Source organism: Shinella sp. HY16, from assembly GCF_028534175.1.
Classification (GTDB): domain Bacteria; phylum Pseudomonadota; class Alphaproteobacteria; order Rhizobiales; family Rhizobiaceae; genus Shinella.
Map to the genome: position 1 here is coordinate 3,291,635 of NZ_JAHYXL010000001.1, position 25,202 is coordinate 3,316,836.

At 64.4% G+C, this 25,202-nt stretch carries 20 protein-coding genes; 8 read left to right on the top strand and 12 right to left on the bottom strand.

Annotation, left to right across the window (positions count from 1 at the left end; all coding sequences use genetic code 11):
- Positions 1-77: 77 nt before the first annotated feature.
- The 7 genes from K0P03_RS16240 to K0P03_RS16270 all read right to left on the bottom strand — a co-directional run bounded on the left by K0P03_RS16240 (position 78) and on the right by K0P03_RS16270 (position 6,664).
- Entirely contained in the window at positions 78-1,043 is a 966-nt protein-coding gene (locus tag K0P03_RS16240) for a glucokinase (RefSeq protein WP_272790098.1), read from the bottom strand.
- Between the two features lie 10 nt (positions 1,044-1,053).
- Positions 1,054-2,079, bottom strand: a complete 1,026-nt coding sequence (locus K0P03_RS16245) for a Gfo/Idh/MocA family protein (protein WP_272790099.1) — start codon at positions 2,077-2,079, stop codon at positions 1,054-1,056.
- Entirely contained in the window at positions 1,995-3,137 is a 1,143-nt protein-coding gene (locus tag K0P03_RS16250; RefSeq protein ID WP_272790100.1) for a Gfo/Idh/MocA family protein, read from the bottom strand. The genes K0P03_RS16245 and K0P03_RS16250 overlap by 85 nt, the downstream gene beginning before the upstream one ends.
- Before the next feature lie 66 nt (positions 3,138-3,203).
- A complete protein-coding gene (locus K0P03_RS16255) occupies positions 3,204-4,247 on the bottom strand; it encodes an ABC transporter substrate-binding protein (RefSeq protein WP_272790101.1) in 1,044 nt (347 codons plus the stop codon).
- 37 nt (positions 4,248-4,284) lie between these two features.
- Positions 4,285-5,064, bottom strand: a complete 780-nt coding sequence (locus K0P03_RS16260; RefSeq protein ID WP_272790102.1) for an ABC transporter permease — start codon at positions 5,062-5,064, stop codon at positions 4,285-4,287.
- Complete coding sequence (locus K0P03_RS16265) at positions 5,061-5,852, bottom strand: ABC transporter permease (protein WP_272790103.1); 792 nt, start codon at positions 5,850-5,852, stop codon at positions 5,061-5,063. Before K0P03_RS16265 ends, K0P03_RS16260 begins: the two co-directional genes overlap by 4 nt.
- Complete coding sequence (locus K0P03_RS16270) at positions 5,849-6,664, bottom strand: ABC transporter ATP-binding protein (protein ID WP_272790104.1); 816 nt, start codon at positions 6,662-6,664, stop codon at positions 5,849-5,851. The genes K0P03_RS16265 and K0P03_RS16270 overlap by 4 nt, the downstream gene beginning before the upstream one ends.
- Positions 6,665-6,904: 240 nt before the next feature.
- Here K0P03_RS16270 and K0P03_RS16275 point away from each other — a divergent pair, with 240 nt between their 5' ends.
- From K0P03_RS16275 to K0P03_RS16305, 7 genes are all read left to right on the top strand, one after another.
- Positions 6,905-8,008 carry a GntR family transcriptional regulator gene (locus K0P03_RS16275; protein ID WP_272790105.1) on the top strand — a complete coding sequence of 368 codons (1,104 nt, stop codon included), beginning with the start codon at positions 6,905-6,907 and terminating at the stop codon, positions 8,006-8,008.
- Positions 8,009-8,163: 155 nt separating this feature from the next.
- Positions 8,164-9,714, top strand: coding sequence for a hypothetical protein (locus tag K0P03_RS16280; RefSeq protein WP_272790106.1), 1,551 nt, complete (start codon positions 8,164-8,166; stop codon positions 9,712-9,714).
- 78 nt (positions 9,715-9,792) lie between these two features.
- On the top strand, positions 9,793-11,148 hold the full coding sequence (locus K0P03_RS16285; RefSeq protein WP_272790107.1) for an extracellular solute-binding protein: 1,356 nt from the start codon (positions 9,793-9,795) through the stop codon (positions 11,146-11,148).
- A 10-nt stretch (positions 11,149-11,158) separates the two neighbouring features.
- Positions 11,159-12,094 carry a carbohydrate ABC transporter permease gene (locus K0P03_RS16290; RefSeq protein ID WP_272790108.1) on the top strand — a complete coding sequence of 312 codons (936 nt, stop codon included), beginning with the start codon at positions 11,159-11,161 and terminating at the stop codon, positions 12,092-12,094.
- Positions 12,091-12,918, top strand: coding sequence for a carbohydrate ABC transporter permease (locus K0P03_RS16295; protein ID WP_130513928.1), 828 nt, complete (start codon positions 12,091-12,093; stop codon positions 12,916-12,918). The genes K0P03_RS16290 and K0P03_RS16295 overlap by 4 nt, the downstream gene beginning before the upstream one ends.
- Before the next feature lies 1 nt (position 12,919).
- Positions 12,920-14,455: a sulfatase gene (locus tag K0P03_RS16300; protein WP_272790109.1), complete on the top strand. Its 1,536-nt coding sequence runs from the start codon at positions 12,920-12,922 to the stop codon at positions 14,453-14,455.
- The gene (locus K0P03_RS16305) at positions 14,448-15,509 is read left to right on the top strand and encodes an ABC transporter ATP-binding protein (protein WP_050743612.1); all 1,062 of its coding nucleotides are present in this window, start codon (positions 14,448-14,450) and stop codon (positions 15,507-15,509) included. The genes K0P03_RS16300 and K0P03_RS16305 overlap by 8 nt, the downstream gene beginning before the upstream one ends.
- Positions 15,510-15,789: 280 nt before the next feature.
- Here K0P03_RS16305 and K0P03_RS16310 read toward each other — a convergent pair whose 3' ends face one another.
- From K0P03_RS16310 to K0P03_RS16325, 4 genes are all read right to left on the bottom strand, one after another.
- Positions 15,790-16,854: a hypothetical protein gene (locus tag K0P03_RS16310; RefSeq protein WP_272790110.1), complete on the bottom strand. Its 1,065-nt coding sequence runs from the start codon at positions 16,852-16,854 to the stop codon at positions 15,790-15,792.
- Positions 16,851-19,199 carry an AAA family ATPase gene (locus K0P03_RS16315; RefSeq protein WP_272790111.1) on the bottom strand — a complete coding sequence of 783 codons (2,349 nt, stop codon included), beginning with the start codon at positions 19,197-19,199 and terminating at the stop codon, positions 16,851-16,853. The genes K0P03_RS16310 and K0P03_RS16315 overlap by 4 nt, the downstream gene beginning before the upstream one ends.
- Before the next feature lie 18 nt (positions 19,200-19,217).
- Positions 19,218-20,990, bottom strand: coding sequence for a patatin-like phospholipase family protein (locus tag K0P03_RS16320; RefSeq protein ID WP_272790112.1), 1,773 nt, complete (start codon positions 20,988-20,990; stop codon positions 19,218-19,220).
- 158 nt (positions 20,991-21,148) lie between these two features.
- Positions 21,149-21,820: a B3/B4 domain-containing protein gene (locus tag K0P03_RS16325; protein WP_272790497.1), complete on the bottom strand. Its 672-nt coding sequence runs from the start codon at positions 21,818-21,820 to the stop codon at positions 21,149-21,151.
- 252 nt (positions 21,821-22,072) lie between these two features.
- Between K0P03_RS16325 and K0P03_RS16330 the strand changes: the two genes are divergently transcribed.
- Complete coding sequence (locus K0P03_RS16330) at positions 22,073-23,125, top strand: DUF1176 domain-containing protein (RefSeq protein ID WP_272790113.1); 1,053 nt, start codon at positions 22,073-22,075, stop codon at positions 23,123-23,125.
- A 24-nt stretch (positions 23,126-23,149) separates the two neighbouring features.
- Here the strand turns inward: K0P03_RS16330 and K0P03_RS16335 are convergent, their stop codons facing one another.
- Positions 23,150-25,150: an amidase gene (locus K0P03_RS16335; RefSeq protein ID WP_272790114.1), complete on the bottom strand. Its 2,001-nt coding sequence runs from the start codon at positions 25,148-25,150 to the stop codon at positions 23,150-23,152.
- Between the last annotated feature and the right edge of the window lie 52 nt (positions 25,151-25,202).

The following is a 25,202-nucleotide window of genomic DNA, read 5'->3' on the forward strand; positions in this document are numbered from 1 at the left end:
TGCGGGAACGACAGGAATGACGATTGCCAAGCAATATGAAAGCCTTTGCTAACGAAAGCGGTGCGGCACCGCTCGCATCACACGGCCGAAAGACGCAACCATTCCGCGCAACCCTGAAGTGCCGTGCGGTCGTCAAGAAGCAGGTGAACGGGGAAGCTTTCCATGAAATCCGCCTGACGGCCCTTCGCCAGGAAGGCTTCGAGGAACGTCTGATCTTGCGCGAGAGGCCCGGCAAAGGCGCGGGAGACGCCGCCCGAGAGATAGACGCCCGAAAAGGGCAGATAGGCGAGCGCAAGATCACCGCAGACCCGCCCGAGCAGGCGCATGAACACATGACCTGCCTCTTCACAGTCCCTGTCCGCCTTCGCGACCGCAAGCCGCGACACCTCAACCGCAGTCGTTGCAAGGGGCCCGCGCCTGGCTTGGGCGCATTGCCATTGATAGATCTCGAAGAGGCCGCGGCCCGACAGGGCACGCTCCACCGACGCCCGCCCGCGCCCCACCGAAAGCGCGCCCTGCAGCGAAAACTCCACTTCGCCGGCGAGCGGCAGCGTCATGTGCCCGCATTCCGCCGCCACGACATGGGGCGCTCCACCAAAACGGGAGGGGCACCAGGCCGAAGCATTGAAGCCCGTACCGGCACCGAGCACCAGCCGTGGCCCCGGCTGCCCGGATGCCCTGCCCGGCGTCAGGCATTGCGTCTCCAGCCTTTCCACCTGACCCATCGCGTAGCCGAGCGCCTCGAAATCGTTGATGAAATCGACCCGGTCAGCACCGGAGGTCAACGCCACGCGATCTCGTCTGATGGTCCAGTCCCGGTTCGTCAGCGTGGCCCCTTCGGCCGTCGCCACGGCCGCAAGTGCGATGCAGACACGGTCGACGCGGCTTTCCCCGCGCTCGCGCAGGAACGCCGCCGCCACGGCATAAAAGTCCTCGAAATCATCATTGGCATAACTGCCCGTGCTCTCGGAGAGCAGGACGCCGTCACGAACGAGGCCAAGGCGGGTATTGGTTCCGCCGATATCGCAGGCAAGTGCAAGCATGGGGATCCGCCTATCGTGCAATCGGCTGGGCCGTGCCAGCGGCAGCGGCCCGATAGGCCGCATCGATCATCGCGAAGGCCCTGCGACCGTCTTCCACGGTGACGGGCATCGGACCACCGTGCTTCAGGGCATCGACGAAAGCCCAGGCGACATGCTCGTGAAACACGCCCGTCTTGAACGAAGGCACGATCGGCGAGGCCGACCATCCCCCCTCCTCGCCGCGCCGGAAAACACGCAAAAAATCGGTCTCGCGTGTCGGACGCGAGGCAATGTCCACGCCGGAAAGCAGGATCGATCCTTCCGTGCCGTAGATCTCGATCGATGTATCGGCGCCGGCAAAACACCAGCTCGTCGTCACCTCGGCAATCATGCCATCCGCATAGCGGAAGGTGGCGACTGCCGTATCCTCCACCAGCAGGCCGAGCGTGGAGGAGAGGGTGGCATAGGCGGTTTCCGGCTCGCCGAACATCCAGCGCAGGAAATCAGCAGCGTGCACGCCTTCGTCGAGCAGCGTGCCGCCGCCCGAGCGCGCCGGATCGACGAACCAGGCAGAGCGGAAGTTCTCCGTCAGGCCGTGACTGTGGCCGTGTCGCACACGGCACAGCGTTATCCGGCCAAGCGTCTTCTCTTTCAGGAGGCGCGCGATCTCATGGTTGGCGGGATCGAAGCGCTTCGGGAAACTCTGCATGAAGCGGATGCCCGTGCGCGCCACCACGTCGGCGATGGCATCGCACTGCGCCTGATCGATGCCGAGCGGCTTTTCGCAAAGCACCGGCCGGCCGGCCGCGGCGGCGGCCTCCACCAGTGGCAAATGCGCATCCGTCGCCGAGCAGATGGCGACCGCGTGGCTCTTGCGGATGAGGGTCGCAAGATCGTGTGCAACCTCAAGGCCGTGACGGGCGGCAAAGTCCGCAGCCGCCGTTTCGGACGCATCCCAGACGCCGACGACCTTCACCTCGGGCCGCTCCAGAAAGGCACGGGTCCAGAAGTTGGCGTGGTAGTGCTCGACGCCGAGTATCGCGATCTTAAGGCGCATCCGGCCTTCTCCCCTTCCCCGCCGACCGGCATTCGCGTGCCGGCCTGCGCTGCTGCATAAAGTGTTTCCGCCACCTCGATCGAGCGCAGCCCGGCGGCGGCCGTGTCGTCGGCCGGCGCCTCGCCACGCACAGTCGACAACCAGTGGCGATGATGGGCCGCACCAAGCGGCTCATCCGGCAGGTCGGGCCCCGACCAGCCCGCCATGCCGGTAACGGATGGCGCGTTGATGGCTGCTCCGCCACGCTCGGTGCGCAGCCAGACCGTGCCATGCTCGGCATAGAGCTCCAGGCGGAAACGGTCACATCCGGCAAGTTCGGTGTAGCTCATCTCATGGCTCACCCGTGTGCCGCCGGCTACCCTGTAGGTAGCGAGTACATTGTCTTCGAGCTCCGTCCGCACCGTTCTCCCGTCGGCCAGCCGGCGCTCAGGCCGCGCCGTCATCATGTCGGCGGCAACAGACTCAATCGGGCCGAGGAGATGTTGCGTGAGGTCGATGCCATGCACCCCGAGCTGCATGACGACGCCGCCCGAAACGTTGCCGGGCTTGAAGAACCAGTCGTTCCAGTCCGCTCCCGGCGTGGCGTTGCGAAGGCGCACGGAGTGGATGGCGCCAAGCATACCGGCCTCGATCTGGCTGCGCAGCCAGCGCACCTCGGGAAAATAACGATGCATGAAACTGACGGTAAGGTGCCGTCCCGCCCGCTCATCTGCGGCGAGGATGGCACGGCATTGTTCGCTGGAGAGCGCCATCGGCTTCTGCAGGAGCACCCGCTTGCCAGCCCCCAGCGCATCGATCGCGATACGCTCATGCGTGTCGTCGGGCGTCGCGATGACGACGGCGTCAATTGCGCCGTCGTCCAGCACGCGGCGATAATCGGTCTCGGCCCGGCCGATGCCGAGCGCCGCAGCCTTCGCCTCTGTTGCCTCCGCTCGCCTTCCGGCAAGAACGGCGATATCGGCCCCGCCGGCGGCACGAAGACCGTTGATGTGGTAGTCGGCGATGAAACCCGCGCCGATGACAGCGACGGCGATCCGATCGGCAGCCGAACGGGACATGATGATCAATCCGCTTGGGTGACAAGGGAACGCCCGCCATGGCAGGCGCCCGGTTTCTTCAGGAGGTCAGGGCGCCCATTGGCCCTCAACCGACACAGCTGCGGCGTTCGCCGCCTTCAGTGGGGCGGTGTAGGTGTACGTGAGCACGTCCTTCGCCTCGCCTGGAATACGGTTCGTCGCCTTGAGGTAGTCGGCAATTGCCGCCATGTCCTCGACATAGGACGTATCGATATCCGGCTTGAAGGTGTAGTCGCCGAGAAGCGTAGTGTTCATCTCGACCGGCTGCTTCTGGAAGTCGGAGAAGATCTTCAGGACCTCGTCCTTGTTGGCGGGGTTGGCGACATAGGCTTGTGCCTTGGTGAGAACCTTCACCAGCGCCTCCGTCGCGACGGGATGGGCGCGCACCCAATCCTGCGAGGCGACCCAGACGGTTCGGTTGTTGGAGACGGCGACATCCTCGCCGCTGTTCTTGGCAAAGAAGCTCTTCGTGCCCGTATGCACGATCTTGGCGCCCTGCTCCTGCACCGCACGATAAGGGAAGGGCTCCCAGAAGATGATGCCCTGGATCTCGTTGTTGGCCATGGCGGCCATGGCCTCCGGCGGCGCAAGGTTCACTGTCTGGAGCTTTGCGGCATCGAGGCCGTAGTGCTTGGCGACATTGGCAAGCAGGGCGCCCGAGGTGGAGGAGACCAGCAGGCCGAACTTCACCTTTGCGAGGTCCTCCGGATTCTCGACGCCGGCATCCTTGCGGACCACGATCTTTTCCAACCCGTGGCTGACGGCATTCGTGCCGAGGATCACGACGGGTACGCCATTGTGCGCCATCGAGACCGGCGGCAGGTTGCCGGGCGTCCAGAGCTGGATCTCGTCGGCGAGCAGCGCCTCACCGGCGAGATTGCCGGACGCGAAGGTCTTGAACTCGACGGTCTTGAAGCCGGCCTCGTCAAACCAGCCTTTCTCCTTGGCAACGATATGGACGAGGAACGGCAGGTCTGGACCGATGCTGATGGACAGCGTGTCAGTTTCAACCCCCGCGGCGGCGGACGGGCCGGCTGCAAGGAGCAGGCCGGCCATGGCGGCGGATATCAGGGATTTCAAGACGATGCGCATGTGGTTCTCCCTCTTGTTGTGTGAATGAGGTCTGCGTTCAGGCGCCGCGCCAGCGCCCGATCCAGCGTTTGATCGCAGCGCCGATCGCCGCATCGGTGATAAGGTTGAGCGCGCCGATGAGCAGGATGCCGACGACGATGACGCCAACGGAACCACCGGTGTTGCGCTCGTTGATGATCATGTAGCCAAGCCCCCGGTCGGCGGCGATCAGCTCGGCGGCGACCAGCACCCCGAAGCTCAGCCCCCAGCCGATACGCACGCCCGTTGCCAGATCGGGCGCGGCGGCCGGTACGGCGACACGCAGGAGAAGCGGCACGCCGCTGAGACCGAAGGTCTGCGCCGCCTTCAGCAGCATAGGATCGATGCTGCGCATACCCTGATAAGCGGCCGTGACGACCGGGAAGAAGGCGCCGAGGAAGATGATGAAGAACTTCGATGGCTCGCCGAGACCGAACCAGATGATCGCAAGCGGGATCCAGGCGAGCGGCGGGATCGGGCGCAGCAGCTCGATCAGCGGCCGCGCGATGGCGCCGAAGCCACGATACCAGCCCGCCGCGATGCCGACTGCCGCACCCGCCAGCGCACCGAGCAGGAAGCCGGAAAAGACGCGCAGCAGGCTCCAGAACAGGTTGTCGGCGACAGTTTCAGCCGTCAGGCGCTCGGCCGCGGCGCGGATCGCGAGCGACGGGCTCGGGAAGATCGCCGGATCGATCAGCCCGGTGCGGGCGCTGATTTCCCAGGCGGCGACGGCAAGGACCGCGCCGATGACGCCGAGGGTCAGGTCGCTTGCTGCGGAAAGGCAGGAAAACGACTTCATCGGCGCACCCGTTCGAGCTCAGCCGCCCAGGGCAGCATGGCGCGCTCCAGCGCCATCAGGCCGGCGGAGATGACAAAGCCGATGAGGCCGATGACCAGCATGCCGATGATGGTGATCTCGCTGCGGTAGAAGGTACGGGCCTCCATGATCAGCGCACCGAGCCCCTCGATGGTGCCGATCATCTCGGCCCCGACGATGACCATGAAGCCGACGCCGAGCGCCATGCGCGCGCCGGCGAAGACGCGCGGCAGGGCGGCGGGCAGCACGACGCTGCGATAGAGCTCCAGCCCCTTCAGCCCGAAAGTACGCGCCGCGCGGACAAGCATCGGATCGACATAGCGCACGCCGGCAATCACGTTGGACAGCATGACCCAGAAGCAGCCGTAGCCGATGAGAAAAACCTTGGTCAGCTCGCCCGCGCCGAACCAGACGATGACCAGCGGCAGGAGGCTGAGCGTCGCGACCGAGCGGCAGAAGACGATCAGCGGTGCCGTCAGCTTGTCCACGACGGGCAGGGCGCCGACGACGAGACCGAGCGGGATCGCAAGGACCAGCGCCGCGCCGTAGCCCTGCAGCACACGCAGGATGGTGGTCAGTGCATGCGACCAGATCGAGACGCCGGTCGGAAAGCCCGTCGTCGACAACTCGACGAAACCCTGCGCGATACGGCTGACGGGCGGGAACTGGTAGGGCTTGAGGACACCGTAGCGCACGCCAGCCTCCCAGAGGAGGAGGAGCGCCGCAAAGGCGGCAAGCGGCGGAAGTGTCCGGACGAGTTTGCGCGTCATGTCGAAAGCTCGTTCCAGATGGCCTGATAGAGCGCATTGAAGGTCGGATCGGTGCGCAGGCGCGGACGCGGCAGGTCGACAGGGAAGATGCGCTTGATACGTCCCGGATTGGGCGCCAGAAGCACGATCCGGTCCGACAGCATCAAGGCCTCGCTGATCGAATGGGTGACGAAGACGATCGTTTTGCGCCGCGCCTCCCAGATACGCAGCAGCTCCTGCTGCAGTTCGATGCGCGTCAGCTCGTCGAGCGCACCGAAGGGCTCGTCCATCAGGAGGATCTGCGGATCGAGCGCCAGCGCGCGGGCAATGGAGACGCGCTGCTGCATGCCGCCCGACATTTCCCGCGGATAGCGCCCCGCCGCCGCTTCAAGGCCGACGAGCGCCAGGAGTTCCAGGGCGCGCCGCCGGCGCTCGGCCTTGGCAAGGCCGGATTTACGGAAACCGAAGGCGACATTGTCCATCGCCGTCAGCCAGGGAAACAGCGCATGCTGCTGGAAGACGACGCCCTGCCCCTGCCCCGGCCCGGTGACGACCTTGCCGGCAATGGTGATCCGGCCGGCCGAAACGTCCTCAAGTCCGGCGATCATGTTGAGGAGGGTCGTCTTGCCGCAGCCGCTGCGGCCGATGAACGAAACGAATTCGTTCTCTGCGATGGAAAGATCGATGCTGTCGAGCACCGGAACGGCGCCGCCGCTGCGCTGCGTGAACACCTTGCGCGCACTGTCGATGCGGATGAAGTCCGTTCCGGCAGGATTCTGGCCTTCCGCCCGGCCGACCGGGCTGCGTCGTTCGATGACTTGGCTTTGCGACACGACGGACTCCCCTTCCGATCGCTGCGACGGACGGTCTTTGCCGATCCGGAAGCCAAGCGTATACGTGAAAATCAAATTGTAAAGTGCAATTTGTATCCGCTATAATACAATCAAACACGAACAGGAGGCCCACCTCCCCCGACCATCCGCGGGAACGGCGGGATTGCCGGGGCGGGATTCAAAATGTATCCGGTTAGAAGCAACAAGAAACACACACGAATCGACGAACGGGGCAGACCCTTGCGCGCAGCCTCTTCACATGCGGTCCTTGCGTCCCTCAGGGACCAGATTGCCCGACTCGACGACGGCGCGCGGCTGCCGACGGTGCGTGAGCTGATGCGCAGCCATCAGGTCAGCCAGGCGACCGTGCAGGAGGCGCTGACGCGTCTGCGCGAAGAAGGGCTTCTCACCTCGCAGGTCGGCCGCGGAACCTATGTTGTCAAGGACGGCGACGCGGCCACGCCGGATGGCGCCGGCCCCGCCAGACACCTCGACAGCCTTCTGATCCTGTCGAATGCCAGCCTCAACGAGCGCTGCGTGCTGGTGCAGAACCACATCGTCGGGCACCTGTCGCGCACCGGCAGCAAGGTGGTGCAGATCTCCTATCACAATACGGGCCATCTGCTGGACATCCTGACATCGGTTCCGGATTTCGACGCCGCGATCCTCCAGTCCCACTACGAGAACATCCCGATCCGGCTGCTCAATCTGCTCCAGGGCAAGACGCGCGCCCTCGTCGTCGACGGCAACTCCGTCGCAGGCGTCGATATCGACCGGGTCGGCACCGACTGGGAGGAGGCGCTGGACCTGGCGCTCGAGCATCTTTCGGAGCTGGGACACCGCTCCATCGCCCTGGTTTCGCTGGATTCAATGGCGCAGCCGATCCTCTCCGTGCGGCGCGCCTTCGACCGTATTGCCCGCCGCCACAAGACGGGCTGGGAGCACACCGAAAGCATCGCGCTCGGCGGTGTGCTGCACCCCACGCAGCGGGTCGGTGACGCCTTGAAAACAGCGCTCGGCGCACTTGTCGACCGGCACGGCCGGCTTCCTTTCACGGCGATGGCAACGCTCGGCATTTCCGACTCGCTCGGCATCCGGCAATGCCTCACCGAAATGGGTATCTCCTGCCCGCAGGACCTCAGCCTCGTCGTACTCGGCCACCACGACGTTCCGACCGAACATTTCGGCTTCATGAGCATGGCCGGCAGTTCGTATCTGGCGGCCGCAAGGAGCCTGATCGAGGTCATCCACAACCGTATCGAAGCGCCGCGCGAGGCGCCCCAGATCGTCTATCTCGACTGCGTTGCCGAGTTCCGCGAAAGCACCGGCGCACCGTCCCGCTGACAGACACACGCCAGCCGGACGACGACACGCATCATCAGCCCAAAAACACGCTTGCATCAAGAAATGCATCTGCTACGGTACAATACATATTGTATCAGCCGAATTTGCCTGGAGCACGACGCTTCCTGGCCATTCGCAATGGGGAGGAGTGCGATATGTTGGGTGAGCGTCTGCCGGAACGGCTACAGCCACTTGCCTCGCGCTTTGGCGTCCGGCCGTTCTATGGCGACATCCACAATCACTGCGACATTTCCTATGGCCACGGCAGCCTCGAGCAGGCTTTGCGCCGCGCCCGCCGCCAGCTGGATTTCGTCTCCGTCACGGGGCACGCCTACTGGCCCGACATGCCGGTCGACGACCCGCGTGTCGCCCATATCGTCGATTTCCACGTCAAGGGTTTCGCCAAGCTCGAAAAGCTGTGGGATGCCCATTTCGATACACTGGCGGCAGCCGACGAACCCGGCGCCTTCACCGTCTTTCCAGGTTACGAAATCCATTCCTTCGCCCATGGCGACTACACGATCGTCTATCGCGACATCGCCCGCCAGGAGGTCATCAAGGCCGATACGCCGGCCGAGCTGCATGCCAAGCTGCGCGCCACCTATGGCGACGGCGTTTTCGCCTTTCCGCACCATATCGGCTACCGCCTTGGCGCGCGCGGCGTGAACTGGGACACGGTCGTCGAAGACCTGTCCCCGGTCATGGAGATCATCTCCATGCACGGCTGTTCCGAGACATCGGTCATGGACCGGCCGTTCCTGCACTCCATGGGCCCGAGCGACGGCCAGTCTACCGCCCGCCATGGCCTCAACCGTGGCATACGCTTCGGCTTTCTCGGCAATACCGACCATCACAGCGGCTATCCCGGCTCCTACGGCCATGGCCGCTCGGCCGTCTATGCACCGGAGAATTCCCGCACGGCCCTCTGGAACGGCATCCACCGGCGCCGCACCAATGCCCTTACCGGCGATGCGAGCCACCTCTTCTTTGCGATCGGCGACACCATGCAGGGCGGCAGCGTTGCGGCCGGCGGCCAAGCTGCGCTTGAACTCGAAGCGGTCGCAGGCGGCGCCATCGACTATATCGACCTCATCCGCAACGGCGATGTCATCGGCCGGGTGACCCCGGACCTGCAGCAAAACCCGATCGACAATGCCGGGAGCGGCATGGAAACCCTGCTCGTGCTGGAACTCGGCTGGGGCGCGCGCGGAAAATTCCACGACTGGCAAGGTTCTTTGGAACTTGCCGGCGGCGACATCCTCTCCGTCGAGCCGCGCCTGCGCGGTTCCGAAGTGGTCTCGCCGCTCGAGGGCGACGGCGACGCGAAGGACGAAAACGATATCCGCCTTTCCGGCAACCGCATCGACTTTGCGATCCGCTCGATCGCCAACCCCAACAACACCACAGCCTCGATGCAGGCGATCGCGGCGCGCATCCGCATCACACCGGATGCGAAGGTCCGACTGGTGCTCGACGGCCAGAATTTCGAGGTAAGCGCCGAGCGTCTGCTCCAGGGCGCGCTTTCGGGCAATCTCGGCCCGATCGACAGCCCCGCCTTCCGCCTGCATCCGCTGCCGCGCCCGCATCAATGGCAGTGGCGCGGAAAGCTCGCCATCGACCCCTTGCGCAAGGGCGACTGGATCTACGCCCGCATGCGCCAGGCCAATGGCCAGTGGAACTGGGCAAGTCCGATCTTTTGCGAATAGGAAGGCGGAGAAGCCCTCCGTTTTCCGCGACGTTGAAAGCAAGCAGTGAACATTCATGAGGCAATGGGAGACTCATCGATGACCTCTACGACCCGCATTCCAAGACGCAACGTCCTCAAGGGCATGGGGCTGGCCGCAGGCGCCAGCCTTGTGCCGAGCGCATTCCGACCGCTCTACGCCGCCAGCGTCGCGCCGATCACCATCGTGATCAACCAGTCGCCCTGGTTCGAAAGCTTCCGCAAGACGGTGGAGGCCTATGAGGCCGAGACCGGCAACAAGGTGGAACTTGACGTCAACCCTTTCGCTGGCTCGCTTGAAAAGCAGCGCAACTCCGTGCGCGCAAGCGAGGGCCAGTACGACATCCTGATCATGAATTCCGGCTGGTTCGCCGAAATGTATGCCGGCGGCTTCGTGGAGGCCATCACCGATATCGACCCCGGCTTCAAGCTCGACCCTGACGTTTACACACTCGGCGACACGATCTATTACGACGCCGCCAACAAGACGATGACCAAGGTCGGCAAGCTGATGTCGATGCCGGTCTCGCCGTTGATCCCGATGCTCTACTATCGCGGCGACCTCTATCAGGAGGCCGGCCTTTCGGCACCGAAGACCTTTGCGGAACTTGAAGCCAACGCGAAGAAGTTCCACAACCCGCCGGGCATGTACGGCATCGTGCAGCGCGGCGCGCGCGGGCCACATACCGTCGCCTACGACTTCTACCCCTATCTCTACGGTTTCGGCGGCGGCATCTTCAAGGACCAGTCGGCGGGCGACTACTCCGTCACGCTGAACTCCGATCACGGCCGCGAAGCGCTCGACTACTATGTGCGACTCGCCAAGGAGGCCGGTCATCCGAAGACGGCGGCCGCCGACCAGGCCGAGGTCATCCAGGCCATGGTCACCGGCCATTCCGCCCATATCATGATGGTCATCGCCGCCTGGTCTCAGATGGACGACCCGAACAAGTCGGCCATCGTCGACAAGGTCGAGTGGGCGCCGACGCCTTCCGTGGAAGGCATCCCCACCTCGCCGGGCCTCGGCCACTGGCTGGCCGGCATTTCCAGGAACGTGCCCGACGACCGCAAGCGCGCCGCCGTGGAGTTCCTGCGCTGGTTCCAGACAAAGGCCGCGCAGCTCGAGACGGCCAAGGCCGGCGGCATTCCCGTCAATGCGGCGGTTTACAAGGAACCGATCGCCGACGAGCGCCGCTATCGCTGGATGAAGCCGCTCGCCGAAGCCCTGCCGCATGCAGTCGGCATCTACCAGTTCCCGGAGGCAAGCGAGGTCATCTCGGTGCTGGAGCTCGGGCTCAACCGGGCCGTCGCCGGCGAAATCACGACCATCGACGCCCTGAACGGCATGTCTGACGAGATCGAGAAGATCATGGCCGGCCATTCCTACAAGACCGGCAAGCTCGATCCGCTGAAGTAAGGACCGGACCATGGCCGCCGCGCAAGCACAGATACCATCGTCCCCGCGGCGGCCGGCAAAGGTCTCCGAAGACCGCGGCCAGCGTCTCTGGCGCTGGCTGACCTTCGGGCCTGCCCTCGTTATGATGCTCGCCCTCAGTGTCCTTCCCATCGCGAACCTGTTCCTCACCAGCTTCCAGAACATCACCTGGGCGGACGGGCAGCAGGTGCGCAGCTGGGTGGGCCTTACCCATTACCAGGCGCTGTTCTCCGACAGCCTTTTCGGCGCCGGCATTTCCAATACGCTGATCTTCGCCTTCGGCGCCGTCGCTGGCCAGATGATCCTCGGCTTCGCCATGGCTCTGCTCTGCACCAAGATCGTGCGCGGCCGCGTGCTTTACAGGGCGATCTTCATCCTGCCGATCCTCATCCCCGGCATCGTCATCGGCGCCATCTGGAAGCTGATGCTCAATTTCGATTTCGGCCTCGTCAACAAGGCCTTCGGCCTCCTTGGCATCTTGCCGCACGACTGGCTGGGCAGTCCCGAGACTGCGCTGCTCTCGGTCATCGCCGTCGATATCTGGCACTGGACGCCGTTCTGCTTCCTCCTGTTTCTCGCAGGGCTCGAATCCCTGCCGCAGGATGTCTTCGAAGCCGCCAAGATGGACGGTGCAGGCGCCTGGCAGGAGCTGGTCTACGTCACGCTGCCATTGATGATCCCGACGATCATCGTCACCTTCGCCTTCCGCCTCGTGCTCGCCTTCAAGGTCTTCGACGAGGTCTACCTGCTCACCAGCGGCGGCCCCGGCACCTCGACGGAGGTGATCAGCTTCACGCTCTACCAGCGCTTCTTCACCGAGGACAAGGCGGGCTACGGCTCGGCGATGTCGGTCGCCGTCATCTTCCTCGTCTCGTTGCTTCTCGTCGTCGCCCTTTCGGCACGCCGCCGCACGGGAGCCGCCTCATGAGCCGGCGCACCAACTCCGCCCTTCCCGTCCATATCGTGCTGGCGGTCACCGCCGCCCTCGTCCTCGTGCCGATCTTCTGGACCGTCGCCGCCGGTTTCCGCACGCAGATCTCGCTTCTGATGGGGGACGTGCTCTTCACACCGATCGGCAGCAACTTTGCCGAGGTGCTCTGGTCGAAGACCTCCGACTTCCTGCTCAACTATCGCAACTCGATCATCGTCGGGGTCGTCAGCACCGTCCTTTGCGTTGTCGTCGCCACGCTTGCCGCCTTCTCGCTGAACCGGATGCGCTGGCCGACCTGGACTGTGCATCTCTTCCTCGCCTGGACGATGATCTTCCACATGATCCCGCCGGTGGCGCTGGCAAGCGCCTGGTTCTCCATGGCGCGAGCGGTGGGGCTGGAAAACACCTTCACCGGCCTGATCCTTGCCCATGCAACGCTCAACCTGCCGATGGCGATCTGGCTGATGGCTGTCTTCGTGCGCGACGTGCCGAAGGAGCTGGAGGAAGCCGCGATCATGGATGGAGCCGATACGCCGCATATCCTGTGGCATGTCATCCTGCCGCTGATCACGCCGGGCCTCGCGGCCACGTCGATCCTCACCTTCATCTTCTCCTGGAACGAATTCGCCGTCGCCCTGACGCTGACGATGAAACAGACGGCCACCGTACCAGTCGCCATCGCCAAGTTCGCCCAGGATTTCGAGATTCAATACACCCAGATGGCGGCCAGCGCCGCGCTGGCAATGGTTCCGGCCATTCTCGTGCTGCTCGTTGCGCAGCGCTACATCGTCAAGGGCCTCACGCAAGGAGCGGTGAAATAGCATGAAGGCGGTTTTTGTCCTGTTCGATTCCCTCAACCGGCACCTGCTGGGGCCCTATGGCGGAACACGTATCCCCACGCCGAATTTCGATCGGCTCGCCGCCCGCAGCGTGACCTACGACAAGCACTATGTCGGCAGCCTGCCCTGCATGCCGGCAAGGCGCGACATGCTGACCGGCCGCCTCACCTTCCTGCACCGGAGCTGGGGACCGCTGGAGCCCTTCGACAATGCCTTTCCCGAAATCCTGCATCGGGAATGCGGTACCTACAGCCATCTGGTGACCGACCACTTCCACTATTGGGAGGATGGCGGCGCGACCTATCACAACCGCTACGATTCCTATGAATTCGTGCGCGGCCAGGAAGGCGATCGCTGGAAGGCGATGGTGCAGCCGCACTGGGAGCGCCTGCGCGAGAAATACCATGCCCGCCAGTTCAGCGACCAGCGGCGCTCCTATTTCGGCCAGAACATCATCAACCGCGAGTTCATCAAGGAAGAGAAGGATTTCCCGTCCGTGCGCTGCTTTGCCGAGGGTTTCGACTTCCTCGACCGCAACCGGGATGCCGACAACTGGATGCTGCAGATCGAGACCTTCGATCCGCACGAGCCCTTCACGGCACCGGAGCGCTTCAAGGCGCAGTTCGACACCGGCTGGGAAGGCCCGATCCGCGACTGGCCGCGCTACGGCCGTGTCGACGAGCTGCCCGAGGAATGCGAGGAGCTGCGCGCCAACTACTATGCGGTGGTGGCCATGTGCGATCACCTGCTTGGCGAACTGCTCGACTACTTCGACCGTCACGACCTGTGGAAGGACACCGCCCTCGTCGTCACCACCGACCATGGCTTCCTGCTCGGCGAGCACGATTTCTGGGCGAAGAACCGCATGAACCTCTATGAGGAAGTGGCGCATATCCCGCTCTTCCTGCACGACCCCCGCCATGCCGAGCGCGCCGGAAGCCGCACGGAGGCGCTCAGCCAGTCGATCGACCTGGCAGCCACCTTCCTCGACCTTTTCGGCGCCACGCCACCGGCCGAGAACGAAGGCTTCTCCCTGTGCGCAATGGCCGACGGCACATCGCCGCGCCAGGGCGCCCTGTTCGGCTATTTCGGCGGTGCGGTGAATGTCGCCGACGGCCGCTACACCTATCACCGCTTCCCGGAGGATCTGTCACAGCAGGAGCTCTACCAGTACACGCTGATGCCGACACATATCTTCTCGCCGTTCTCACCGGACGAGCTGGCCAATGTCGAACTCTCGCCGCCGCTCGATTTCACCAAGGGCGCGACGCTGCTGAAGGTGCCGGTGATCGAGCGCTCGCCGATGTACAACAATTACGGCCCCGGGGCACTGCTCGAATCCGAAACGCGCCTCTACGACCTTGCGAGCGATCCCGGCCAGGAAAAGCCGCTCGCCGATCCCGACGAAGAAAAGCGCCTCACCGACCTGATGACCCGCCTGATGCAGGCAAACGGGGCACCGCCCGAAGCCTTTTCGCGCCTCGCATTCAACACCGTCTCGGGAGGCGACCGTGGCTGAAGTCCAGATCCGGGATGCCCGCAAGTCCTATGGCGCCGTAGAAGTCCTGCGCGGCGTCGATGTCGAGGTCAGGGACGGCGAATTCGTTGCGCTGGTCGGCCCGTCCGGCTGCGGCAAGTCCACCCTCTTGCGCATGATCGCCGGGCTGGAGGGCATTTCCGGCGGCGAGATCCGCATCGGTGCGCGTGTCGTCAACGACATCCCGCCGAAACAGCGCGACGTCGCCATGGTGTTCCAGAACTACGCGCTCTATCCGCACATGACCGTCGCGAAGAACATGGGCTTCTCGCTGAAACTTGCCGGCAAGCCGAAGGAGGAGATCGAGAGGCGTGTGGCGGCGGCCGCCGAGATCCTCGACCTCTCGGCCCTGCTCGACCGCCTGCCGCGCCAGCTCTCCGGCGGGCAGCGCCAGCGTGTCGCAATGGGCCGCGCCATCGTGCGCGATCCGCGCGTCTTCCTGTTCGACGAGCCCCTGTCTAATCTCGACGCCAAGCTGCGCGTGCAGATGCGTGCGGAAATCAAAGCGCTGCACCAGCGCCTCGGCACCACGACGGTCTATGTCACCCATGACCAGGTCGAGGCGATGACCATGGCAGACAAGATCGTCGTCATGCGGGCGGGCATCGTCGAGCAGGTGGGATCGCCGCTCGAGCTCTACGACAGCCCCGCCAACATGTTCGTCGCCGGCTTCATCGGCTCACCGGCGATGAATTTCGTCGAGGGGCGCATCGAAAGGGGGCATTTCGTCGCCGGCTGCGGCCTGTCGGCTCCAACCGGCACCGCTGTAGACACCGCCCGGGCCGTACTCGGCATCCGACCCGAGCACCTGACGCTCGATCCCGCGGGCACGGCGGCAACCGTCGTGGTGGTCGAGCAGACCGGTTCGGAAACCCTGCTCCTACTCGACATGGCCGGGCAGAAGCTCACCTATCTCGGCCGCGACCGCCTGCATATCCGGCCCGGCGAAACCGTGCACATCCTACCCGACAGCGCGCACTTGCATCTCTTCGACCCGCAAGGCGGCCATCGATTGGGCGCCACTTCGGCGACGTGAGCATCCCGCACACGGCTGCCGCAACGACGTCCGGAGGCGTACACCTCCCCGATCCCGGGGAGGTATTGCCGTTTACGCAACATGCCTGGGTTCAGGATTTGTATTCGAAACGGTGCCTCGCTCCTGTTCACCGAAGCGTCGGCAACGGACCCACTCCAGCCGTCGAAATGCCTTGTCCTGGTCTCTGAAAGCCGCCAGACCACTTAAAGCCTTGGGTCACAGCACCGCATAGCTTCTGTTGTTTCTCTTCCGAAAAGAGAACCGGCAGACCTCGGCTTTCCTATTCCGCCAGGTAGGCCCTTATCCAGGCGCGGACCAGGCTTGAATAAGGGGCCTGCGGCTGGGCCATCTCGCGGATACGTGCCTGCGCCTCCTCCGCGTAGCGGCCGATCTTGCCGGCAATTCGCTCATCCATGGCGATATCGTCGGAAAGGCGCTCTCTTGCTGCGCCATGCAGGGTGGCAAGTTCGGTCGATCGGGCTGCCACCCTTTCGGCCAGGTCCGCAGCGATCTCATGGAGGTTCAGGCTCATTGCCAGAAGGAACTCGAGGTCGCGCAGCACGCGCGTGCGCGCCTGCACCAAGCCAAGCCGGTTCAGCCCGTAGACCTGGATCGACACCGCGCCCGCAGCGCTGACCCTTGACGCAACGGCTGCGCTCGCGATCGCGGCAGGATCGGCCAAGGCATCGGGGAGACCTGCGGCTCCGCCGGGATCGAGGGATTTTGGATGGATGAGGCTGATCAGGTGCACGCGATCAACGTGGAAGGCGAGGTGCAGGTCAGGGTCGTCACGCGTTGGGTCGAGCAGGAGACGCTTCTCGGCCTCGATGTCGTCGCCGGGGCGGGCTACATGCACACTCCCCTCCTCGAGCGGGAACGCGCTCTGCTTTCCGGTCAGGATGCTGCGGGAGCGGTCGAAATCACCTTCGGCACGCAAGGCGACCAGCCGGTCCTCGCCCGGCTTCGGCGTCTTCTGACTGCGGCGCCGGTTGCAGTCGATGCAGCTCGGCAGGAGGTTGCTCCACTCCATCGCCAGCCACCAGTAGCCGGGATGGCCGGGAGCGCCCTCGACCTCGCCTTTGGGCCGGTAGTGTTCGACATCCACCGGCTGGAGGCCGGCATAAACGCTCTCGCAGTAGGCACATTTGCCATGGAACAGCGTCTCGAGGGCGGTCTTGACGGACGCTTCCTTGTATCGGGCGAAATCGAACGCCTCCAGTTTCTCCCCGGCCGCGATCCTTTCCATATGCTCCGTGACGAGCTGAAGTTCGGACTTGCCGTCCGACGGGCGCGGCTTGCGCAGGATCGCCGGTTCCGTTGCCAGCGAGCGGTTGGCGCGCCTCATTCCAGCAATCCTTGAAGGAATTTTTTGACTTCCGTCTTCGCAGCCTCGCGGGCCGCACTGACGCGCGTGCTGGCGGCGGTGCGCCGCATCGCAAGGTACTCGGCGACCGCCTCTTGAACGACGCGCGTCACCTCGGTGCGGCCATAGAGCAATCCGTCGGCGATGGCGGCGTTGAAATCGGCCAGAACGGCCCGCTCCCTTTCGTCGAGGATGCTCCTGTCGCGGGCCAGAAGGTCGGCCACCGCGGCAAAGGTATGATCGGTCCGCCGGTCGTCGGCCGAGAAGAGCTGGAACATGTCCGAGGTCAGAAGCTGCTCGACGGTCATCGTTTCGATATGATCGAAATCGGCAACGCGCTCGACCACTTCGGGCATCGAACTCGGGCCGTCACCGGTGTTCTGGTAACGGTGCAGCATCATCACCTCACCGTCGCGCATGCCCCTGACACAGAGCGGATCATGCGACGTGAAGATGAAGGTAACGCGCGGCAGCGCCTTGCGCAGGCCCGCAACGATCTGCAATTTCCAGCGCGGATGCAGATGCGCTTCGATCTCGTCGACAAGCACGATCGCCTCGCCATGGCGCGCGTCACGCGGGGAAAGATGCGGCGCGGCATCCATCAGCCCTTCGAGCACGTCGCAGACCAGCGCCAGAACGGCCCGATAACCGGACGAGACGATGTCGAGCCGCTGCGGCACGATATAGTCGCTGCCATCCTGCTTCTTCTTGCGCACATTGATGATGCAACGGCCGGTTTCGCTTTCCTTGCCCGGCTTCACCTCGATGTCACGGAAATCACCGTCGATGCGGATGATATGGCGCAGCGCGCTGACCACCTCGCCGAGTGCCTCCGGCCGCCGCTTTGCCAATCCGGCAAGCCATGGCTCGGGGTTGGAGATCTGGCGGTCGTTTCGGAACAGCGTCTCGATTCGGCGGGCATGGCTTTTCTGCCGTGCCCTGCCGAAAAGCCGGTGTGCGCCATAGGCGAAGATCGGCGGCCGCAGGCTCTTCAGCTTCGATCGGGTACGCATGCGGCCATCCTTCGCACCGATCGTCAGGCTCGTGCCGCCACCGTCGCGAAACTCCAGTTCGATACGGCAGTCACGCGTGGCGCTCGTTCCGGTTTCGCCCATGTATTCCGGATTGAGCATCATGTTGCGGCCGTTCAGATCGAGTTCGTCACGCATGTCTTCCGGGATTGCGGCAAGCACGATCGCTTCGAGGATCGAGCTCTTGCCGGTCGAGTTTTCTCCAAGGATGAGCAGGCATGGGGTCGGCGGCAGTTCGTCGGGGTTGCTGCCCATGGCCGGGTCATGCGGCGGGTCCGGCAAGGCGAAGGAGATCGCCTCCAACGATTTGTAGTTCTTGATGGTTGCGGCGCGGAGTTGCGAGCGTGCCGAGCGCGGTTGGGAAACTGCCTTCTGTTCGTTGGTGTCTTGCAGCCCCCGTGCCATGTCCTTGTCTTCACGGCGCAATTCGCGAAGGGTTTCGCGCACCGCCGCCGCAAAATCACTCCGCCGAGACCAGCTGCTGAGGGTCGCGCCGATGCGTTCGGTGGACAACGGACCGGATGCTTGGAAGCGTCCGGAAAATTTGTCCGCAATCCGGCGCAGAAGCAGGTAGAGCGCTCCGCCGAATTCGACTTCCTTGTAGGAGCGGTTCTCTTCCATCCACCGTGCAAGGTCGAAGAACGCGAGCGGAGCGCGGCGTATCTCGCCGATCCACCCCGTCAAGGCTGCCGCGCGGCGGCGGACGAGATCGGCACGGTTGAGATTGAACTGGACGATCGTCGGTTCGGCACGGCGGTTCTTGCCGAGCAGAAAACCATCAAGCTTCATGTTGAAGGCGGCGGCCGGTTTCGTGACTTCACCGGGAAAGTAGAGGCGCGGCGTCTCGTCGATCTGCAGCCCCACCGTGCCGAAGGGTGCCAGGGAGGAAGGAGGAGGCGCGGCGCGCGGGCCATCGACGGGGAAATAGGCCTTGTCTTGCGGCAGGCATCCCTCGCAGATCGGGAAAAGGTTTTCCCATTGAAAGGCGAGCCACAGGTAACATTCCCTGTCTTCCGGCCGCTTCATCGGGGTCGCATAGGCCGGCGGGCGAAACCGGTATGGCTGCAGCCGCCGATCGGCCTGCTCACAGAAGGGGCACTTGCCGTAGGAAAGCGCTGCCAACGCGTCGAGAACGTCGCGCCCGAGCGGAGACTTCCAGACCCAGGGCACATCGGTCTGCAGGCGCTCCCTCCGATCGAGCGCATAATAGGCGGTCATGTCGTGCAGCCCGCTGTCTCGCCCTTGCAGGCTGCCGGGGAATACCCGGTCCCGGCTCCCATGATCGAAGAAGAACACCGTCCGCTCCTCCTTCGCCTAGTTGGAGGACGACGTCTTGCGCACCGGCGCACGGTCGGCACCGGCGACAAGGCGCAGATTGCTGTCGGCGCTCGGCACCGCACCCTTGCGCACAGAGCCAGCCCCGTCCGCAGCCTGGGCGTCGGCTGCCTTTTCGCCGATCCCGGCCAAAGCGGTGACAAACGGCACCAGCACCTCCTCGCGCCATTTCTGGGTATTCCTGTAGGCGCGGGGGGTGTGGTCGGTCAGCAGCGTTTCGTAGATCGGCCCGCCACCGGCAGGTGGGGCGCGATAGGCGGTCGCCATGCCGTCCAGCGCGCCTTCCAGCTTGGGCATCAGCGACACCGCACGCAGCCAGCGATGTTCGTCAAAATCGAAGCGTTCGACCAAGGCCCGTCCCGCCTGACGACCATAGTCACCGAGCTGGCGGATGGTGCTCTCGTCCATCGCAAGGTTCATGCCGCCCTCCCGGCTTTCGTCGAGGCGGATCTCGACGATACGGTCCGCGTAGCCGGGCAGCAGCGACTGCAGCGTGTCCTGCCAGTCCTTCGCAGTGTTGAGGATCGAGCTCAAGGCATTACCGATCCCGGTGATGGTCCGAACAGGAAGGTGCGTGCTCTGGCGCGGATGACTGGGGAGCTCGACGCGCACGTCGCCGTGACGGGCCTCCTCCCAAGCGGAAAGCGTAATGCCGAATGTCGGCCGCGACGGCAGGAAGGAATCGAAGAAATGGATGGGGAAGTTGCTGGAGATGCCGCCATCCGAGAACAGGCAGCGCCGCACCTTTGACCGGCCCGGCCCTTCGGGAAGCAGGTCGTCGAAACGGTAAAGCGGCACCGCACTGATCAGCCCCGGGAAGCTCAGGCTCATGCGCGCGACCAGCAGGACCGGGAAATCCCTGCCACTGGCAAGCAGATAGAGATCGGCTGGGAGCTGCGGGCCGACATCAGCCAGCGGCGCCCTGCCGCGGACCAGATAATCAACCACGCGCTTTGGAAAAAGCGCCTCGAATTCGCGCCGGGAGAAATAGTGGTGGTCGCTTTTCAGCGGCAGCTGGTAGGGCCGGCCCGACGACAGGTCGGTCGTCATGGTTGCGACCTCGATGCCGTGATCGGCAAGCTGGCCGATAGTAAGCGGGTCGCCAGCAATGCCGTCAGGGTCGAGATTGCCGGCCACCCTGTCGATGCGGTCCGCAAGCCAGTCGGTCAGCGCGGGCTTGCCATTGCCCTTCTGGGTCAGGCCGGGGCAGATCCCGAAATCGTGCGCCGGCAGGTCGGCCTTGACTGCACGCCACAGGGCCAAGCCCATGGCGGTCACCAGCAGGACGATCCCGGCAACGATCCCCAGGACAGCAAGAGATACGTCCGAACGGCAGATGCCAACCACCACCACGACAAGGCCGAGGACCGCTGCGGTCAACGCCCGGCCGCGATAGGCTGCAAGCATCGCCTTCATCACTGCCATCGGTTTGCCGGCAATGCCGGCGGCCGATGCGGCCATCAGGATGTCGAACAGGGGCTTCAACTTCGGCGCGGGCTGGAACAGCGAGGCCATGTCACGGCCGATCTCGTCGGCAATGGCGACAATGCCGTCATAGCCGGTAAAATCATTCTTGCCGGCCGAGCGCTCGCGGCGGTACTCCGCAGCGGCGGCCACCGCTGCGGCGATGGCACCGGCCGAAGTCCCGCCGATGCTGCGCAGCCGGTAGGCACGGGCGATTTCCACGATCGCGTGCGGGTAGACCACCCCTGACGTGATCCCGCCTTTCATGACCAGGTCGCATTCGCGCATGACGCCTCCGTTCAATGCAAACCCGCTTCGGTGTGCTCGGACTGAAAGAGATCAATTCAAGATTGCTAACCCAGTTGCCGCCCATCGTACAGAGCCTTCGTTCCGCTCCCCCGAAAGCGGGGCGTGCCTGCAACGGGCAGAACGGTGGAAATCGAAATTCATGCCATGGATATCTCGACGAGATCACCGAGAGGCCAGGCTTCGGACAAGGCTTGCCTGAGAGCCACCTTCAAGCGTGCGAGGTCATCGTCGGCAGTATCGTGAAAGGCTTCGGCGACGACAAGGACGGACCGCGTTTGCGGCCTTATGACGGAACGGCCGCTCTGACGGTTGGACCAACGGCGTGCATGGGCATGTCCGGTACGGTCCGCAAAAATCACCTCCCCCGCATCCGGCGTCTCGATGGCACCAGAGAAGGTCTCGTAGATTTCTGTTCCCACGGCATGCCGCACTTCGAGATGCCCTTGAACCTTCTCGGTGTCGAAGAGCGCAATGGGGATGGCGAAGGCGACGGAAACCGCGTTGCAGAGATCGACGAGGGGATGGATGGATGGAAGCCCCTCTTCCTTTCGCAGCCGGCGAAGCAGGGCTTCCGAAGCGCACCTGTATTGTGTCGGCTTCAGGCCCATCTTCGCGAAGGTCCGCCGCCATGCCTGAATCTCGGGGAACTCGCCTTCGGGTCCTTCGGCGAGGCGTTGCTGTGCGATGCGGGTGAACATCTGCTGCGGCCGGGACACATCGGCCACGGCCGTGACACCGGTGAAAAGCATGACCTGTGAGGAAAGGTCGCCGAACTGCTGTCTGAGGGCGGCGGAGTAACCGAAGGTGATCAAAGGCATTCCTTTCATTGAGCTGACCTTGCAGATCGCAACTCGAATCCACTTCGGTCTTGAACGAAATTGCGGCAGGTCTGCCGCTAAATCCTTTTCTTGTGCCGAATAGACGGTCGTCGCCGCGCGTGCTGATCTTGTCGCCGGAAACCGCGACACTGAAATCGGGCACGCGGGCGAAAGGCCCTCTCGCGTCGCCCCCGCGAAAGGGAGATGCCGATGCGGTGCGGAACTGGAAATGGGATGCCAGGTGTGTTCGTGCCATTCGCGCTGGCGGCAGGTTTTTCCCTTCTGTCGACGGCAACGATGGCGAGCGGGCCGGAGATACGGGAGTTTCGGGACTGGAGGGCCGGCTGCGACAATGTCGGGCACTGCACGGCGCTGTCTCTGCCCGACGACGAGGACAATGCGATTGCCTATCTGCGTCTCGATCGGGCTGCTGGGGCGGATGCGCCGGTTCGGCTCGTCCTCCGCGTGCTCGGCGACTGGAAAACGGTATCAGTGCCCCTCCGGCTCACACTTGATGGTACCGCTTTTCCGGCTACCGCCGAGGCGGCGCAGGTCGGAACCGATAGCGGCACCATCTCACTGACCTTCCAGCCTGCCGAAGCGTCGGCCTTTGTCGCGGCGGCCCGCAAGGCAACACAGCTTTCGATCAGCACTCCCGACATGACAGCGCACGTTTCGCTTTCCGGATCCGTCGCCGCCATGCTGTGGATCGACGAGCAGCAGGGTCGGCTCGACACCCCATCGGCCCTGATTCGCAAGGGGAGCGGCAGCCATGTTCCTGCGGCTCTCGCTTTGCCGGTCATCACCGCCAAGGTGCCGGATGGCGTGCTTGCAGACGATGCCGGCAAGGCGCTCGCCGAGGCGGTGCGCCAGGAGATGCTGCGGCGCGATTCTGATCTGTGCGAGGACGAGGAGACGCTTGCCGCCCTCGACGAGGCGTGGCTGCTCGATGGTACACGCCGCCTTGTCGGCTTGGCATGTTCACGCGGCGCCTACAATGTCACCACGGGCTTCTGGACGGTGGAGGGCGACGATGCCGCGACGGCACAACCCGCCCTCTTCCCCTCCGGCGCAGGGGAGATGATGGAGAACATGCTGGTCAACGCGCAATTCGACCCGAAAACCGGACGGCTCGATTTCTTCTCCCGTGGGCGCGGCATCGGCGATTGCGGGGCCATTGGCGGCTATGCCTGGACCCGGGACGGCTTTGTTCGAACCCATTTCAGCATGATGGGCGAGTGCCGGGGCATTGCCCCGGACGACTGGATTGCGCTCTATCGCAGCACGGCAAAGTAGGCGCTCCGACAGGCCGCGCTCTGATCAGGCCGTGCCACCGACGATGACGTAGGCGGCCGCGCCCTGTGTGCCTGCGATCACGGTATGACCATAGGGCGCGCGCCATTCGCTGTGGACATGGCTGTTCTCGCTGAGGTCGAGAACGGCGCTTGCCCGCAGACCATCCTGGTGGAAGGCAACGGACTGGCCGTTCACCGTCAGCCAGAGCAAGGGGGCCTGGCTTTGCACCTCGATCGACAGACGCTGGAGCCCGTGACCGTCGGGTGCAATCGAAACGGTCAGTCGCAGCTCCTCCGCTTCAGGCAGCCCGATACCGCCAGGACCCGGCAGCTCCGCAAGCTCGGGCGTTCGCGGCGGTGCCATACGGTAGTCGCCGGTCTTTTCGAAGGCCGCGGCGTAAGTGAGCAGTGCGGTATCGTCGAAAGCCCGGCCGGCGAAGGTCAGGCCTGCCGGCATGCCGATATCGGCCAGCATGCCCATCGGTACGGTCACCGTCGGAATGCCGAGATGGCGGATCGCGAGGTTGCCATTGGCGACCCAGGTGCCGTTGCGCCAGGCAAGGTCGGCCGAGGCGGGATTCACGTCGGCATCGGCCGGGCCGATATCGGCAACGGCCGGGAAGATCACCGCGTCGAGCCCCAGCCGGTCCATCCAGACTTCGAGATCGATGCGCCGGGTCTCTTCCAGTCCGCGGAACCCCTCGGCAAGGCCCGGTATCTCGTCAAGGGAGGCGATGGGATGCGCACGCATATGGGCGGGATAGTCGGCGATATGGTCATCGAACCCATGGTAACGGTCCGGCAAGCTGCCTTGCGGTGCGGGAAAGATACGCGCACCGTCGATATCACCCAGCCGCCGCAGGGCTGGATCGGCATTGGCTGCCAGAAAGTCATGCCAGGCCCAAGCGGACAGGTCGACAATCTCGTGATGAAGATAGTCCGGGCTGACGAGGCCGCGCGTCGCAATGGTCGGCGCGCCTGGCCGGTCTCCCTCATAGTTGCTGACGACCGGGAAATCGGTGACCACGACCTCGGCACCGGCCGCTTCGAGGGCGGCGCGCGCCGCCGCGCACAGCGCGATCATCGAAGCGCGGGTTTCGATGCGCTGACCGGTGGCGCCGCCGATCCCGACCTTGCCGCCGGTTCCCGCCTCGGCATCGGCGTTGATATACATTGCCGGCAGACCGAAACGCTTGCCTGCAAGGCTCGCGGTCCGGGCGACTGCCGCATAGGAGGCAGGGCGGACATCGGAGGCTTTCGGAATGTCCACCCAGGTCTGGCGACGCCAGAGGTCACCACGGGTGTCCGGATCGTCAGCGACGATGATGTCGAGGAGATCCAGCAGATCCGCCATCGAACGGCAGTGCGGCACCACGACATCCATGGTCGGCACAAGCGGCCAGTTGCCGCGTACGGAGATGACGCCGCGGCTCGGCGTATAGGCACAGAGCCCGTTGTTGGCCGCAGGCGCGCGGCCGCTCGACCAGGTTTCCTCGCCAAGCCCGAAGGCGGCGAAGCTCGCAGCGGTCGCGGTGCCGGACCCGTTCGAGGAGCCCGAGCCGAAGGCGGCCGTCAACCAGTCGGCATTGTAGGGCGATTCCGCACGCCCGTAGACACCGCGCTGCATGCCACCATTGGCCATCGGCGGCATGTTGGTAAGCCCGATCAGCACGGCCCCGGCGGCCCGCAGGCGGGAGATCGCAAAAGCATCCTCCGTCGCGATCAGGTCGGCGAAGGCCGGCGAACCGGATGCGACGCTCAACCCCTTCACCTTGTAGCTGTCCTTGGCGGTGTATGGGATTCCGTCAAGCGGACCGAGGCTTTCGCCGCGGGCGCGCCGAAGGTCCGAAGCCCGCGCCTCGGTAAACATCTCGGGATTGAGCACCGGCACCGCATTGAGGCTGATGCCGTGCCGATCGTAACAGGCGATGCGGTTGAGATAGGCCGCGACCAGCCCGACGCTGGTTGTCTCACCCGCCTGAAGCGCTTCGCGCAATGTACCAATCGAAGCTTCGACGACCTTCATCGATGCCCTCCCCTTGATGTCTGGTTCCCGGCTGATGGTGTCCCCACCGCCT